General features: G+C 40.4%; 17 protein-coding genes and 1 tRNA gene. 4 read left to right on the top strand and 14 right to left on the bottom strand.

From position 1 onward, the window contains the following. Positions 1-52 precede the first annotated feature (52 nt). The 6 genes from phnC to B1R93_RS17610 all read right to left on the bottom strand — a co-directional run bounded on the left by phnC (position 53) and on the right by B1R93_RS17610 (position 6,229). The gene (gene phnC / locus B1R93_RS17635) at positions 53-787 is read right to left on the bottom strand and encodes a phosphonate ABC transporter ATP-binding protein (protein WP_088105260.1); all 735 of its coding nucleotides are present in this window, start codon (positions 785-787) and stop codon (positions 53-55) included. Between the two features lie 11 nt (positions 788-798). Continuing rightward, positions 799-1,554, bottom strand: coding sequence for a phosphonate ABC transporter, permease protein PhnE (gene phnE / locus B1R93_RS17630; RefSeq protein WP_088105259.1), 756 nt, complete (start codon positions 1,552-1,554; stop codon positions 799-801). 10 nt (positions 1,555-1,564) lie between these two features. After that, positions 1,565-2,500: a phosphate/phosphite/phosphonate ABC transporter substrate-binding protein gene (gene phnD, locus B1R93_RS17625; protein WP_088105258.1), complete on the bottom strand. Its 936-nt coding sequence runs from the start codon at positions 2,498-2,500 to the stop codon at positions 1,565-1,567. Between the two features lie 110 nt (positions 2,501-2,610). Next, positions 2,611-3,663, bottom strand: coding sequence for a glycosyltransferase (locus tag B1R93_RS17620; RefSeq protein WP_165763863.1), 1,053 nt, complete (start codon positions 3,661-3,663; stop codon positions 2,611-2,613). After that, a complete protein-coding gene (gene selB / locus B1R93_RS17615; RefSeq protein WP_088105256.1) occupies positions 3,638-5,548 on the bottom strand; it encodes a selenocysteine-specific translation elongation factor in 1,911 nt (636 codons plus the stop codon). The genes B1R93_RS17620 and selB overlap by 26 nt, the downstream gene beginning before the upstream one ends. Before the next feature lie 117 nt (positions 5,549-5,665). Continuing rightward, positions 5,666-6,229 carry a CBO0543 family protein gene (locus B1R93_RS17610; RefSeq protein ID WP_088105680.1) on the bottom strand — a complete coding sequence of 188 codons (564 nt, stop codon included), beginning with the start codon at positions 6,227-6,229 and terminating at the stop codon, positions 5,666-5,668. A gap of 128 nt (positions 6,230-6,357) precedes the next feature. On the opposite strand from B1R93_RS17610, the gene B1R93_RS23095 reads away from it, so the two are divergent. Both B1R93_RS23095 and B1R93_RS17605 read left to right on the top strand, forming a co-directional pair. Further along, positions 6,358-6,454: transfer RNA gene (locus tag B1R93_RS23095), tRNA-Sec, on the top strand. A 204-nt stretch (positions 6,455-6,658) separates the two neighbouring features. Further along, positions 6,659-7,669, top strand: coding sequence for a tyrosine-type recombinase/integrase (locus tag B1R93_RS17605; RefSeq protein ID WP_245308318.1), 1,011 nt, complete (start codon positions 6,659-6,661; stop codon positions 7,667-7,669). Between the two features lie 113 nt (positions 7,670-7,782). Here B1R93_RS17605 and B1R93_RS17600 read toward each other — a convergent pair whose 3' ends face one another. Next, on the bottom strand, positions 7,783-8,850 hold the full coding sequence (locus B1R93_RS17600) for a hypothetical protein (protein WP_088105255.1): 1,068 nt from the start codon (positions 8,848-8,850) through the stop codon (positions 7,783-7,785). A 531-nt stretch (positions 8,851-9,381) separates the two neighbouring features. Here B1R93_RS17600 and B1R93_RS17595 point away from each other — a divergent pair. Continuing rightward, positions 9,382-9,945, top strand: a complete 564-nt coding sequence (locus B1R93_RS17595; RefSeq protein ID WP_088105254.1) for a recombinase family protein — start codon at positions 9,382-9,384, stop codon at positions 9,943-9,945. Continuing rightward, on the top strand, positions 9,942-10,181 hold the full coding sequence (locus B1R93_RS17590; RefSeq protein WP_088105253.1) for a hypothetical protein: 240 nt from the start codon (positions 9,942-9,944) through the stop codon (positions 10,179-10,181). The genes B1R93_RS17595 and B1R93_RS17590 overlap by 4 nt, the downstream gene beginning before the upstream one ends. Before the next feature lie 460 nt (positions 10,182-10,641). Here B1R93_RS17590 and B1R93_RS17585 read toward each other — a convergent pair whose 3' ends face one another. From B1R93_RS17585 to B1R93_RS17560, 7 genes are all read right to left on the bottom strand, one after another. Next, entirely contained in the window at positions 10,642-10,950 is a 309-nt protein-coding gene (locus B1R93_RS17585) for a phBC6A51 family helix-turn-helix protein (protein WP_088105252.1), read from the bottom strand. Between the two features lie 158 nt (positions 10,951-11,108). Beyond that, positions 11,109-11,537: a PIN domain-containing protein gene (locus tag B1R93_RS17580; RefSeq protein WP_280949505.1), complete on the bottom strand. Its 429-nt coding sequence runs from the start codon at positions 11,535-11,537 to the stop codon at positions 11,109-11,111. Positions 11,538-11,553: 16 nt separating this feature from the next. Then, positions 11,554-11,712: a hypothetical protein gene (locus B1R93_RS23090; protein WP_165763861.1), complete on the bottom strand. Its 159-nt coding sequence runs from the start codon at positions 11,710-11,712 to the stop codon at positions 11,554-11,556. A gap of 212 nt (positions 11,713-11,924) precedes the next feature. Further along, on the bottom strand, positions 11,925-12,626 hold the full coding sequence (locus tag B1R93_RS17575) for a hypothetical protein (RefSeq protein WP_088105250.1): 702 nt from the start codon (positions 12,624-12,626) through the stop codon (positions 11,925-11,927). Continuing rightward, positions 12,623-14,845: a phage tail tape measure protein gene (locus B1R93_RS17570; RefSeq protein ID WP_088105249.1), complete on the bottom strand. Its 2,223-nt coding sequence runs from the start codon at positions 14,843-14,845 to the stop codon at positions 12,623-12,625. Before B1R93_RS17570 ends, B1R93_RS17575 begins: the two co-directional genes overlap by 4 nt. Before the next feature lie 66 nt (positions 14,846-14,911). Then, positions 14,912-15,304 (bottom strand): hypothetical protein, encoded by a 393-nt coding sequence (locus B1R93_RS17565; protein ID WP_088105248.1) that lies wholly within the window; start codon positions 15,302-15,304, stop codon positions 14,912-14,914. A gap of 131 nt (positions 15,305-15,435) precedes the next feature. Beyond that, positions 15,436-15,807, bottom strand: a complete 372-nt coding sequence (locus B1R93_RS17560; RefSeq protein ID WP_088105247.1) for a hypothetical protein — start codon at positions 15,805-15,807, stop codon at positions 15,436-15,438. Between the last annotated feature and the right edge of the window lie 22 nt (positions 15,808-15,829).

Raw genomic sequence — 15,829 nt, 5'->3', positions numbered from 1 at the left:
CGCCCTACTTAGATAAAAAATAAAAGAAGAAGCATTTAGTATTGCTTCTTCTTTATCCATATATGTTCGTAAACATTTCATCTGTAAGCTGTTTAGGCGAATCATCAAAAACTAGGTGTCCGTCCCGAAACGCAATAATTCTTGTCGCAAACTCTTTTGCCAATTGAACATCGTGCACATTGACTATCGTTACTAATTCACGTTCAATATGAATCTTCTTTAAAAGTTCAAATATCTTCCTCGAGGTTGAAGGATCTAAACTTGCAACTGGTTCATCGCCAAGTAGCATTCTCGGTTCCTGCATTAGTGCACGTGCAATTCCAACACGCTGCTTTTGCCCGCCACTTAATGCTTCGACTCGTTTATGCGCATGTGCCGATAATTCAACCTGCTTTAATACATTATAAGCCTTTTCTTTTTCTTCGGCTGAGAACAAGCCAAAGATATTTTTGTAGGGAGCCCTTTTTCCAAAGGAACCTGTTAACGTATTTTGAAACACCGACATTCTCGGTATTAAATTAAAGTGTTGAAAGATCATGACGATTTCAGAACGCAGTTGTCTTAGCTTCGCTTCTCTTAATGAAGTTAGTTCTATCCCTTCCCAGCGTATTGACCCTGAAGTTGGCCGTTGTAACCCATTAAGACTGCGAATAAATGTTGATTTTCCCGCGCCACTCTTCCCAAGCACACAGACAAACTCACCTTTATTAATGGATAGTGATAGATGATTAATCGCAGATTCTTTTGATTTAGGGTATTGGACAACTAAATTGGAAACTGTTAACACAAGCTCTCCTCCTATATAACTCCTGCTCGAATTCGTCCACCAATGACATCAACGAGGATAACAAGAACCATGATACAGACAATATCCAGAGCCACTGCTTGGTAATAAAAGCTTTGAAAATGGTTAAACAACTGCTGTCCAATTCCACCTCCACCAATAAAACCTAATATAAGAGACGTTCGAATCGCAACTTCAAAACGATAAAAGTAATTCGAAAGAACATTTGGCCATATTTGTGGCAATATTGAAAATAGATAGCCGACCCATTTTGTCGCACCAACAGCCTTCATCGCTTCTTGTGGTCCAGTATCAGCCGACTCAATGAGTTCGGAAATAAGCTTACCGAGTACACCAATGTTATGAAGAATAATCGCTAATACTGCTGCAAAGGGACCTAGTCCAAATGCAGTCACAAATATTAACCCAAATACAATCTCTGGAATGGATCGAAGGGCGCTTAAAAAAGAGCGAATAAATGTATACATTGCCCGTCCACTTGTCGTTCGAGCAGCTAAAAAGCTCAAAGGTAAAGCAACGATTAAGGCAAAACTCGTCCCTAAAAAAGCAATTGCCAATGTTACTAGGCTTTCCTGGGCCATTCTAGGAAAGAGTGACCACTCTATTGGAAAAAATCGAGTGGCCATGTCAACCATATTTGAAAATTGCCCAAGCTTTCGCCATTGAAACCCAGTAACATCCATACTCCACCAAAATGCAAATAAAATTAATACGAAGTAAATAAAATAGCGCCTTCGAAACCAAACCATAATAAGACTCCTATTCTAGGCTTAACATGTTAAATTCACGAGCTGCTTCAAGAACTTCTGCGTACTTAGCATCATCTGCTTCAACAAACTTTGACGCCCCGCCAAAAATTCTTAATATTTCCTCATCAGTTATTTCATAAAAAGCTTCTTGTATGTTTTTAATTTCCTCTTCATCCATTTGAGCTGGAACAACCCAAGGATATTGATATAATTTATCTGACTCCCAAAGCACTTTAATGCTCTCTTCAAGCGTTTTATCCTGCTCCATTAATTCATTTAAAATCGCACTATCGATAGCACCTGCATCAACATTTTTTTCTTTAACAAGCGTCGCCACAACATCGTGGGAACCTGCAAATTGAATTTGGTTAAACTTATGATTTGTTTCATCATCGTAGTAGCCTAAATTACGTAAATGTAAGCCAGGCATTAAATGACCAGATGTAGATGAAATACTTGCAAAAGCAAAATTAACATCTGCACTATCCTCTAAAAGTCCCTCTAAATTCTCCCATTCATTATCCTGATGCGTAATAATATAAGAATAGTAATAAGGGCTGTCATCAATTTCTTGTGTTAAGATTGCCTGTGCACCACTTTGCTCGTGAGCAATCACATACGTTAATGGACCAAGAAAGGCAAGATCAATATGATTATAATTAATCGCTTCGACTACAGCATTATAATTAGGGTATGACTCAACTTTCACTTCTCGATTTAATTGTTCACTTAAATGTGCTTCAAGATTATTAAGACCTGTTTCCATTTCTCCTACTGTTTGCGATGGTATAACCGCAACTTCAAATACCTCATCATTTTCTGTTGCTTCCTCTGCCGGGATTTCCTCCTCAGCAGGGGGTTCTATATTTTCACTTGTCTCAGGTTCCCCACTGCCACATGCTGTTAGTGCAAAACTTAAACCAAACATAATTAACCATTTCTTCATCATCGTCCACTCCTAGTTCTTTCTATAAATTTATAACATCATAAGGTCTAGGATAGAATCTATCACCTTCTACCATGAAAGTAAAGTAGAATGCCTACTCCAAACACTTTTTAGCGTGATTGAGATGCTTTGTTCATACAGTGAGTGTAAACCGAAGTATATTGCCCTACCTCTTTGGTTAAATCATGTTCTTTTACGTACTCTCGTCCCGCTGCAATGATCCGTTCTCTTGTAGACGGAGAGGCTAGTAGCGTTTTAACTTGCTCTAAAAATTCATAAGGTGAATCGAATAGTAACCCATTTTCCCCGTGACATATAATACTTTCATTCCCTGGAATTCTTTTAGCTACTACCGGTTTTCCGATATACATTGCCTCTAATAAAGAGGTTGGCTGTCCTTCCGATTTAGAAGTATTTAATACGATGTCAATTTGTTTATAGATATCTGCCATCTTCTCTAGAGGGACTTCTCCTAAATAATGAAACCACTTGAACTGCTTTGTTCGTATTTCAACTTCACGAGAAACCTGTTTATCAAGTTTAGCCCCGATAATCGAAAAGGACATCTCAGGCCAGTGTTTTCTAAGCTCCAAAAGAGCATCCCATAAATAAAAGACATCCTTCACAGGTCGTAACCCTGCCGGTAACAGAATTTTTGGACATCCACTCACTTTCATAACGGAATTTTCGGGTGTTGGATTAGGGAGCCAAATGCTTTGAGGAATAACATGAACACGAGCAGCAAGTTCTGGATAAGCTTGGGCAATTTTTTGTTTTGCATCAAGACTAAACACAGTGATCGCACAAGATTCATCAGCAACTGCTTTCATTAAAATGGCTGCTGCCTCGTTTTTTAAATCCTCATTCACATCCGTTCCCCCGGATGTAAGGACATATGGCTTTGAAAGATTTAGTTGATGCTCGTTTTGCCAACTTGCAAAACGACGTAAATGCAACACGTGATATAAATCCGCTTGTTCAAATAACTCTTGCCATGTATGGTTCCACGTCTCTTCTTCATAAGCAAAAACAGTCACTTGTAAAGAAGCTTCTTTTAACCCTTTTACTAATCGTTTCGCCGTCGTTGCATTGCCACGATTTTGTTTATAATACGGTGTGAAAAAGAAAATTCGCTGTTTATTGATTAAGAAATTGTTCGACATTGGTTGTTCTCCATTTTCGTTCATTTTCAAGACGCGAAGTTAATTCTAATTGATCTAACTTCTCTAAAAACGGAACTAAATATTTTCGACTTAATTCGGTAACTTCCTTGGCCTGTTGTAAGGAAAATTGTGTGTTTGATTTAGAAAACAAGCGCAAAACTGCATTTTTAAAAGGTTCCTGATGTATATATAGCTTCTCATCAAGCTGATACACAATCGCCTGCCGTGTAAAATAATGAAGTAAATCTGAGTAGAGCGTTTCAGGAATTTTCTGAGCTTGTAAATGTTGCTCAAGAGGAGTTACCGTTAACCCCTCTTCCTTTAAAGCTTTCTCAGCTTGTTCAATACGTTTTCCCCACTGCTGTGGCGGATGAGCTTGATGGCTCTTTGATGCTACGTAAGGACCGTTAACACGGAAGACATCGTCGTGCAATTGAATAAGCCACTCTGACAAGCGTTTTGGGAACGTTTTGGCAAGGCCTTGGATAAGCTCAGCTTTAATAATTCCTTCTCGAAGTGGGTGTTGTTCGTGATAGGCCTGTAATTGTTGTACAACCGCATCCCTTAGTGAATGAACGACCGTTCGCACTGTCACCTCACCGCTCGGTAACTGAAATAATTCCTCGCGCCCCTTCATATCTTCAATAATAGTTTGAACCGTTTCTGGCTGCAAACCTGTTTGTTGAGCAAGCTCTTGAATAGGCAGTAATTTCTTTTCAATTAACACGCTTGTGATCAATTCCTCAGGTGTACCTTCACTTTTTTTAGCTAACATTGAAATGGTTTCTACCCCAAACCGATAGCGCTCTCCATGTGCATCAATCACGCGACCTCCGCCAATTGTTTCCATTGGTGTTGGTCTTCTTAAAATAAAACGGTCGCCTCGTCTCGTCACAATGGGTTGATCTAATCTTAATTGACAAAAAATTTCCCCATCATTCTCTAGCAATTCATTTCGATCAAAGAACACAATTTTCCCATAAATCTCTGCTGTACCAATATGTAATTTAATTGCCCCTCGTTGTTTAAGTGGATATGTTAAGGTCTTTGTCATTTTTAACGATATATCAATTGTCGTCGTTGATTCGTAATAACCCGGTGCAACAAGAACATTTCCGCGAGTAATCGATTGCTTTGTAATCCCCCCAATGTTAACGGCAACACGTTGACCGGCTCTTCCTGAACTTCTCTGTTGATGATGGACTTGTATCTGTCTTGCCCGAACAGAGTAACCTTGTGGAAGCACCGCTAACATGTCTCCTTCCTCTATTACTCCTTCATAAACTGTCCCTCGCACAACGGTTCCTTGACCATGAACAGTAAACACTTGATCAATTGGTAAACGAAAAGCCCCATGTGCATTTCGTTCTGTCACATTTACAAGTGATTCGCGGATGCCAGATTTTAACCCATCAATCCCGTTGCCACTTAAGCTATCAACAAAGAAAAACGGAGCTTCTTCAAGAAAAGTCCCTTCAATTGCTTCACGTATATCTAGTTCAACAATTTCTTGAATCTCCTCGTCGACTCGATCCGCCTTCGAAACGGCAATCATTCCCCTTTCAATTCCTAACAACGATAATATATCCAAATGCTCTCGTGTTTGTGGCATAACACCTTCGTCTGCCGCAACGACAAGAATAACTAAATCGATTCCGGCAACACCGGCAATCATCTGTCTTATGAATCGTTCATGTCCTGGTACATCTATGATTGAAACTTCAAATTCATCATCAAGCTTAAATGGAGCATACCCTAGTTCTATGGAAATGTTACGTTCCTTTTCTTCCTTTAATCGATCGGTGTCTACATTCGTTAGGGCTCTCGTTAACGATGTTTTTCCATGGTCAATATGACCCGCCATGCCAATTGTAAAATATTTCATACTCTCACGTCCTTCTACCTACGCTGTAACTCTACTATAATCGATTATGACTCGAATGAAAAACAATAACATTAGAAAGACGTAATCGTCATAACACTTTTATTCCCTTCACACTTGCTAAGATTTCTGCATCTTTAAAAATATACTGGTTATTAGCTTTGAAAATAAAAAGATGACACAATAAGCAATAAAAAGATGAATGTACGTCGTCCCTTTATCAAGTTCAAACAGATGAACAGCTACAAGAAATGGTTTAAAAATAAACGATAAAAAAGCAGAAAGTCCTAATGTATATAAATAATAATTTTTACGATGATTTAATGTCCATTGATAAACAAGCATAAACAAGACTGGTATAAGCGAAGCATCCAAAGCTAAATTCCCTGGAAGAAATGGGACTAGTTCATAAGGGTATTCCCATAATCCCCGATTATACCCCCAAACATTGATATACCCAAACCAAATATGAATATTGAATCCATAAAATCCTAATAGAAGCATTTTTCGACGATCAATTAAAAAATATAAAGCCACCAACGGAAGAGTAAACATTAAAAGAATCACCCAAAATTGCCAAGTCCCCATGTTAGAATAAAGCTGCCAGTACTGATTTTGCATTTCTGTAAGTTGTTCCTTCAGCGATTTAATTTTATCAATTAGCTCAGATTGTTTTTGATCCAATGTACCCCCCACCCTTTCTCCTATAATGTGGGTTTTTTTAAAACTATTTATTAAAATAATTCCTTTTCATTTTTACTTGATTTAATCCCTAAGATCCTTCATAATTATTTCATGTCTAATTTTATGATGGGGCTGGCTGCAACACTGGTGTTTGCCACGGTCTTCAAAACCGCACGGGAGGCGCGTGCCGTCTCCGGTAGGTTCGATTCCTACACAGTCCCGCCAATATCCAAGCCCCGCAAGGCTTTCGCTGATTTGACGCAGCTTTGAGCGTTGATTTGTACGGTGATTGCCCGAACGGATTAATCGGAGTTTTATCGAAACCGTGTTGGTACTTTACGGGGAATCCGCGTGGAACAACGATACTATTACGGTGACTACATAGTGTAAACCTTTTGCGTAAATTAACACGCGGGAGGTTTTTTTATTATGGCGCTAAAAGGTAAGGCGAGTTTTAAGCGACCTAAAATGAAGAAAGGTACACGGAAATACGCGGGAGGTAAATTCAACGGCAATGCGGTAAAAAAATTCGCGATGTCTCAACTCTTCGATAAATTTATGGTGATTAAGAAAACGGAAGGATTGGCGCGAAAAACGCTGGCCGATTATGTGACTCACTATGATTGGTTTTGCGATTTCTTGGAGGTTAACGAGGGAGTTCGCGATTTGTTACATGAGGAAATAACTTCAGAACCATTTCTTGATTACGTCCAATTTATGCAAGAGAAAGGACTAATGAACTCAACGATAAATATTCGTATTAGAACACTACGCGCCTTTTTACGTTGGTGTCATAGCGAAGAATATATAGATGAAGCGATTCATGTGAAATTTAAACCGGTTAAACAACCAAATGAACAGATTGACGCGTTAACGCCCGATGAATTACAACGAATTCTTAGTGTGATTGACGATACGAAGTACGTGGGATTCCGCGACATCACTATGATATTAGTTAGCGTAGATTCCATGGTTCGCATATCTGAGTTACTATCAATTAAGCGCGAAAATGTAGATGTTAAAAACGCAAGTATTACGTTAGAGCCGGATTCTACCAAAAATAGAAAAGGCCGAACGGTTCCGCTTTCTAATCGAACACTACGATATCTGAACGAATACCTCGCGGAAATTGAGGACTTTTACGATGAGCATTTATTTCTGACTTACGACGGCAGACCATTAGAGGCTTCGAGTTTCCGTTGGATATTGAAGGAATATGGGAACGCAGCAGGAGTAACGAATAAACGTGTAAGCCCGCATACGCTAAGACATACGGGCGCGTTATTTTACATATTAAATGGCGGGGACCCTTTCTCTTTAATGCGTATACTAGGCCATTCGGATATTACAATGACCCGTAGATATGTAAATATGGCGACGAGTAACGTTACGGTTCAGCACAATAAATTTAGTCCGCTAAAGCAATTATTTGATAAATAAGAAGGGCGCCTAGAGCGCCTTTTTGCGTGCAACCGCACAACAACCCACTAATCCGAAACTAATTGCGCTTATGACGTTTGTGAAAAAGACAATTTTCCAGTAGGCAATTACTATTACTTTAATATTGCATTTTTAATAGCCCTTATTATGTTATCTTTTGTAAAGCTTGTAGAATAACACTTCCCCTCATTTTTATGTTCTTCCCAAAACTTTGTACTTGAATTAATAAAATTCTCATAAAATGTTAAATCTTTATATATGTAAAAATGTTTCGGTTTTTGAAGGTCTATATATTTATTTAGATGGTCAATCAAAAACAAGATAGGTCCATTACTGACTTCCCCCGCATAAACGGTTGTATTAAGTTTTGGTAGGTGATAAGAGCTAAATATACTAGTTTTGTTGCCATCCTTTATTAAATTTATCTCTATTTGGCCCGAATCACTGTAATATCCTTGAGAGATATCCAACTCATATCCACTTTGCGCCAACTCTTCAATAAATGCATCATCCGAATAAACATCTATAAATATTTCATTAATTTCAACAAACTCATCTGACAAAAAGGAAGCCCAAGCTTTAGCTTCTTCTTCCCTTCCGTAATATATCATTTCGCTAAGAGATGGTAGAGATTCACTAAGTTTATCCCGGTCTTTTTCTGATAAATTACTTCGAAAAAACGTGTCAACTAACTCTAAAGATGCATTCAGAACAGTTAATATTTCATGATAGTCAATTGTCTTATTTATTCCGAAGTGTGTTAACTTATTTCTGAGCCGCCCTATTTCTTCTAACGTTTTATACTGTTCAATTGTTAAATCAAATATTATTTTGAGTCTCTCAATACATTCCTTATATCCAATTGTTAAGACATTTACTTGGTCAGATAACATAAATATCTCCAGAGGGGTTGTAAAATAATCTTTTTCCTCTTCCTCTTTTTGTTTTTTAATAATGTTCAATAACATCTCATCCGATAACTTTTTGTATATAAGTAACTCATTTATTCCGCTCAATAATCTTTTACTAAATAACTCAAGGGCATTTTGAGTACACGTAACAGCCATTTTTAAATAACCAGGGTTATCATCATATTTGTTTTCTAAATCAATAAACCTATCGTAAAATTCAATTCCAAATTTTAAAGAATCTAACCCATTTTCTAGTAATTCAAATTTCATATTTATCATACCTTCTTTTGTCTATTTACCTAGTAATTCTCCATATATCACCAATCCCCTCCAACTATATGAAAAATTCTTTGTTATTCGACATAAAATCAAGTCGTACTTATTATTCAATCCCGATTATCTACTCGCAGCACAGCGGAGAGGAGACGCCTTATTGGGCGTCTTTTTCTTTTTAGAGTGATATTATGATACGCGGATTTAAGAGGCGCTTGAAGACGCGAATATATCGTGAATACCGCCCCCCCTCTTTCGGGAATACCGTTACACCCCGAGTTTTAAAATTTTGTAAGAAAGATTCGGACGCCAGGCGAGGCGATTTGCGCTTGACCGCCCCGGGGGCATCTTTCATCTTCTCGCGACAAGTGTTCCTAAAACGATAGTTTACGGACTAAAATACGTAACGTCGTACTATCAACGTTTGAGCCGCCTTTTTCATTCCGAAAGCCGTTCCATAAACTATTGACTTTTAACGCACGTTTCCGTACTATAAAGGTAATGAAACGATGAGAGGCGGAATGTTCTATGATTATCGGTTATGCTCGCGTATCAACTGCGGACCAATCGCTCGACCTACAAATGGACGCGTTAGAAAAGGCCGGCTGTGAACGTATCTATACGGAGAAGGCAAGCGGAGGTAAGGACGATAGAGAGGAACTGGCTCGCGCGTTAGACGTACTAAGAGAGGGCGATAAGCTAGTCGTATATAAGCTAGACCGACTCGCACGCTCCACTAAGAAACTAATCGAAGTATCGGAACACATCGATAACATTGGCGCGAAACTTGTTAGTATTCAAGACGGAATGGACACGACGACGCCGACGGGTAAAGCGATGTTCAAGATGATTGGCGTTATCGCCGAATTAGAACGCGATATGATAAAGGAACGGACAAAGGCGGGACTTGAAGCAGCACGGGCAAGAGGTCGCAAAGGTGGCCGCCCTAAGACGGATAAGAGGAAGCTGACGCAAGCTATAACGTTATACGATTCGGAGAAACACACTATCGCGGAAATAACCGAAATGACTGGCGTTAGTAAAGGCGCATTGTATCGCGCGTTAAATGAACGGAAGGAGAGATCAATTTGATTATAAAAATTATATCTAAACTCATTCTATTTATAAAAATCTCCGGCCAGGTCGTTTCACTAGTTGGTTTGTATTTTCAAATTAAATTAGTTGACTCTAATCAAAAAATGCTAATAGAGGAATTGCAGCCTCTACTATTAAAAGGAGTTATGATTATAGCGTTAGCAACCATTTTGGAAAATTTAATTAAATTCTTCATCACTAACGATGGCGATGATACTACTAAGGCGGCCTAGTAGGTCGTCTTTTTTTGACCCCCTGAGTTTTCGCGGCCTGTCTCTTCCGGAGGGCTTCGGCTGACTTTTCGAAGTGTTCGGACCCCACGCGCTCGTAATTCGGACATAGACGGACACCTGATAGCGCCCATTCGTAACGTATCGTAACCGTAATAATTCGTAAAATGACGAGTTTCTTCTTATATATACTCGACACTACTCCCGATACGTTACAGAGTAAAAGACGACGCTGTCCGATTACTGCCGTTGTTCCCTTCGTTCTCTTACGCTAACTTATATTATATGTATTTATCCCTTAAAACGTACACTTTTTAGTTTGTTGCGTCTATCCCTCCCTCTGAAAAAGTCTCGGAAAAGCGTCCGTCTCGACCCCTCGCTTACAAAAAATCGCGAAAATATACAGAAATGTAACTAGGTCGTATTCGCGAAAAGGTTAATGCCGTAGACGTTCCGGCCAATTTTAACGCTTTTCCTTCGTCAGCAAGTCGCAAGCTTCGAGTAGCTGGAGCGCCGATTTCTCGTCCCCTTGTAGCGCCATTTCAGCGAGAGTCGTCCGTTTCGGAAACATCTTCCGATGCTTTTGCTTTGTCCGCTTCTTTAACGCTTTTTGAAAGTCTTTACGCTGCTCCCAACGATATAATTGCATTCGTGAGACGCCGCATTGTTTAGCGATTGCAGCCCGGTTCAATCCTTTATTACGACGCCCAATCGTCAGTAATAGTTCTATCGCTAAGTAATGACGATCATCTAATGGCGGTTGTTTATTCATACGTATCACTCCGATATACGCTATTTAACTGTAATTAATAAAAAAAAGAAAAGAAATATATGTTGTTTAGACAGACTCTTAATATTTGTAAATCAACAATAATATATTGTGTCAACACTAAAAAACCTCCCACATGACTCATTGTTGAGTGGGGGAGGTTATGACTTAACTTTAATTAATTGTTTTATTAGCTTTTCGGGCTTAACAATTTTAACTCCTTGATATTCTCCTAGTTCCAATAAACCGTTTTGAGCATCATTGGTTACTAAATAAGTAGCGTTCATCTCAACTGCTGCCTCAATGAAAAACTGATCACCCTTATCAGTTGACAGCTTTTCTAACTTACTAGCCGAATCAATAACTTTTGAACGATCAAAAATCTCATTTAAAAAAACAAAGAACTCTTTACATTCAAAAATACTGCTTTCAGTTATCTTTCTACAAACAACTACGTATAACTCATTCTGAGTATGATGGGTAAACCCAAATTGTATCGTTCCTCGTTCTTCTAGTTCTAATATCATTGAATCATTTTTAAACATTCCTCTACCGAACAAAGCATTAATAAAGATATTAGTATCAGGAATAACTAGAGGAATTTGTTTAGTAACTATCTCTAATCTCCCTTAAATCTTTACGGACATCTTCAATAGTGTAGTTGTTTTGATTCATGCTTTGTTCAGCGATTTCAGCCATTCTTTTCCAACCAGATTTTTTAACAGGAACAGAAACACGTTTAGCGACAGTAGCTGTTTTAATCATTCTCTTCTCCCCTTTATTACACACACTAATCACCGCCTGTCCATAATGATGGTAAATGGTAATATAGTATATGCAGTTGTTGGCAATATTATACCAAAGGTTGTTTAAATAGTAAACTAGCGTTCACAATAATATACTTCTATAAACTATAAAAGGTGTGAAACATTTTAACATAAGAGAGAAGCCGCCCACCTAAGCGGACAGCCTCGTTATTATTGCGTCAATTGCTCCTGAATTGTTCCCGTATCATATTCGCCAGTCAACGTCTGCAATTGCCCCGTCGCGTCTTTATAAATGACGTAATAGTAGCCGGTCGGCGACACTTCACGTTTCTGCAGATATGATATTGTCGCGTGAATCATTACGAGTTTATTGACGATAAGTTGAATCGCGGTCTGCAAGAATCCGCCGTAATCTAATCCGGAAAAACACGCGTCATACGCTTCCTGTTCAAAAAACTCCGGCAAGTAGAAATAGTCGTTCTGCTTTGCTGTATAATCGGCCGTTGGCGGTAATAATGCGTATCGATACTCACTTGGCGCCTGTTTTAGCTCCTTCACTTCACCGCCATTATAAAGAATCATACCGCTCGAACCGTTGCTATAAAATCCGCTCATTAAGATAGCCGACTTATGACGTTTTGGTCTGAGTTCGTCAATCACGTCTTCTAGCGCTTGTTTACAATCCTCTAAGAATGAATCGGGCTTGACGCGGTCTGTTACCTTTAAACGAATCTGTTCCGCTAGGTCGAAATCAGCGCCCCATCCGAGCAAAACAGACTCCGTTATCTTGAACACCTTCTCGCCTTCTTGTTTCGTCGGAATGGATATACGACCGAACCTATATAAAATCCGCTCATCCGACGTCATAATAGAAAAAGCGGAGCCAAGCCCCGCCGTTAATACTAGCGTCATATCACCATAGCACCACCTAAGTCTATTTTGATATCCGCGTTAGAGAAGTGTTTGACGAGCATTGCACCGTTTTCTGCGTTCTGTCTCGTTTGTTCGTCGCCCTCTATCATCGGCCCATCTTTCGCAGGTGAAAACGGCAGCATGTTACGAATCGTAGACGTTACGTTAGTAATTGCATCCGTTACTTTACTAATCGAACTCGTAATACCTTTGACAATCATGTCGATTAAGCCTTTACCCGCGTTAAAGAACGAATTCTTTAGTCCGTTAATAATGTTCAGCGCGCCCTTAATTCCGTCGGATATGAAGCCCTTCACGCGAGCAATCGACCCTTTCACGATATTCGCCACGGTCGAGAATACGCTAGAGAAGGCACCGCGAAATAAGGTCGAGAATGTCTTAACAACGCCCATGACGCGTCCTATTAGACCGAGTTGAATAAAGTTCCAAACGGCTTGTAAAGCCCCGCTAACAATTTGTTTAACTGCGTCCCACATTGCCGACCAGTTTCCGGTGAAGAGCGCCGCAAAGAACTTTACGATACCAAGAATAACGTTAATTACGCCCTCAATGACGCCTTTAATTGCGTTCCAAGTCATCTCAACTAGTGCCTGGACTGCCGGCCAAACGAATTTCATTACGGCCCATACCGCCCCTAGCACCGTCTCTATGACCGTCCGAATAACGTTAAATACGTTCTGAGTTGCTTGCACAATCATCGCACCATTTTCGTCCCAAAATGCGGTAATCTTTTCTAGTTGCGCGCCGATGAATGATGAAACGGCGGTCATAACGTTATTTACGACGTTCTTAATGAAGACTAGCGCCGAATCGAATGCGTTTTTAATCTGCTCCCACGCGGTATCGATTCCGTTTCTAAACCAATCAACGTGTTTATACGCATAAACGAGCGCGGCTCCAATCGTAGCGAGAACCGCAACAACGGCTAATATCTTCGCGGACAAGATAATAAGTCCACCCGCTGTCAAACCTACAACGCCAGCAAGAGCGGTCATTCCCGCAGTCAATGTCGGCAAGAATCCAATCGCTAACAGAATCGGCCCCACGATTAATCCAAACGCTGTAACGCCAGCCATAACCGCAGCCGCCATTGTCGTTAGATTAGGGTTAAGTTCCGTAATACGCGAGACAATATTCGAAATCCATTGCACCGCCTGTATCGCATAAGGAAGGAATTGTCGTCCTAATGTTTCAGCGACGGCAAACAACTGATTCTTCATAACTTGCCATTGCGCGCCTAGACTCTTGCTTTGCTCCTCGAAGGCGTCTGTCATTGCCCCCGCCGAGCCGGCCATCTCTTCAAGTTTCGCGGTAAAGTCCGCTGACTGTTCGCCGGTTAATGCCATCATAAGACCTAGCGCTTCGGTCGAGCCGAATAGCGTCGCCATCTGCTCGGAGTTTCCGCCGGTTGCCGTCTTCACGTCTTCCAAAAAGCCCGCGAATCCTTTCGACTGTATAGCCGCCGCGTTGAATTCTAAGCCTAATTCTTCGGCCAATTCCGCAGCCTGTGCCGACGGTTTTAAGATATTGGATAGCGCCCCTTTAAATTGCGTTGTTACTTCGCTCGTATTACCCGTAACTCCGGTAAGTGTCGCGTAAACGGCCATTAACTCGTCCATGCTTACGCCGAGTTGTCCCGCAATTGGAGCCACCCCTCCAACACTTGACGCCATTTCGTCGAATGTCGTTTGACCGAGTTTGACGGTCTGGAATAGCTTATCGGAGATACTTTCCGCGGCACTAAATTCAAGTCCGTACGCTTTAATAAGCCCCGTTGTCGCGTTAACGGCCGTCCCTGTGTCGGAAATACCGGCGGCGGCGGCTTTGGCGGCTGTCTCAAGAAATGATATTTGGTCAACCGCTGGAACTCCGGCTGATACAACGCCATAAAGACCTTCCGCTAACTTGCCCGCTGATTCCGGAACACGTTTCGAGAGGTCGATTACCTCGTTCTTCATTGAGTTAAATTGTTCTTCGCCTAATTGCGTCATTGTGTTAACATTACGCATTAGACCGTCATAATCGCCCGCCATTTTTGTTACTGCTGCTAAACCGGCCGCACCGGCGACGCCCATAGCGGTTAGTGCGGTTCCTGCTGTTTTCGAAATATCAGCCACACCGGACACATTTTTCTCAAGGTCATCAAAAATTTTCGAAAATTTATCCACTGCTGATATCTCGAAGCTGATGTCTGCCATCTTATTCACCCTTCCATTGTTTGACTTTGATTAACTTTGACCTTTGGTAATAAAAAAAAAGAACCGCTATCCATGTTTCATGCGGTCCTTAAACGTTAACTCGGCATATTTATTTGCGAGTTTACTTGCTTTTTCTAGGTTTCTTACAATCTGCGTCATTCTGTTTTCGCCTTTTTCTAACGCCGTCTTTACTTCGCCGGCCGCCTTCTTGTATTCAAGGAACGACTGACGCAACACGCTCAAATTCCGACGCTGTTTGACGCGAGGAAACCGCACTTTAAATAATGCAGACACTGCTCCGTCAATTTTACGCTCGATGAACGTACATTGATTGATAAGTTCCTGGGCGCTTATTTCTCCGTCTTCACATGCGGATACTTGCTTAATGAGATAGCCGGCAAGAAACGGTTGAATCTCACTGACTATACGACCAACTTCGTTATGGTGTTGTTCCGACAAACTATCACTCACCCTTCGATAAAATAGAAATAGCGCCCCGAAGGACGCTCTAAGTCATTTCGCCACCTAGAAGTCCCACGCGTCGTCACGTAGATATAAAAAGAAGCGCCAATAAGGGCACCTCTCCTAATTTAAATTTGAACTTTTCTTATTCCATCAATAGCAATTTTAAGTTCTTTCAGATATTTTTGGCTCTTATCGACCGGTTCCGCCTCGTTGCCACTATAAAAATCTGCGTGAGTAGCTTTGAAATCAAGCTCAATATCTTCAATTTCAATACTAGGATTCATTGTTTTAAACAAGAATAACCCTTTAAGTAACGCTGAATAGATAAGTGAGTCTAATGGAAGTTCTTTAGAATCACAGGAGTGCGGAATAGCTACTATCTTTGGATCCGCATTATCAATCGGAATGATTTTAACCTTGACACTGTTGTTAGCTTCCTTTTCGTCTTCAATACCATGCAGGAATGAGTGCGCTTCTATTTTTACTTTAATTCTCATTTTCATTTCCCCTTTTCGTTTT

This window comes from Halalkalibacter urbisdiaboli (assembly GCF_002156385.1).
Classification (GTDB): Bacteria; Bacillota; Bacilli; order Bacillales; family Bacillaceae_D; genus Halalkalibacter_A; species Halalkalibacter_A urbisdiaboli.
Note: the sequence above shows the minus strand (reverse complement) of the source record. Positions and strands in the feature narration are given on the sequence as shown.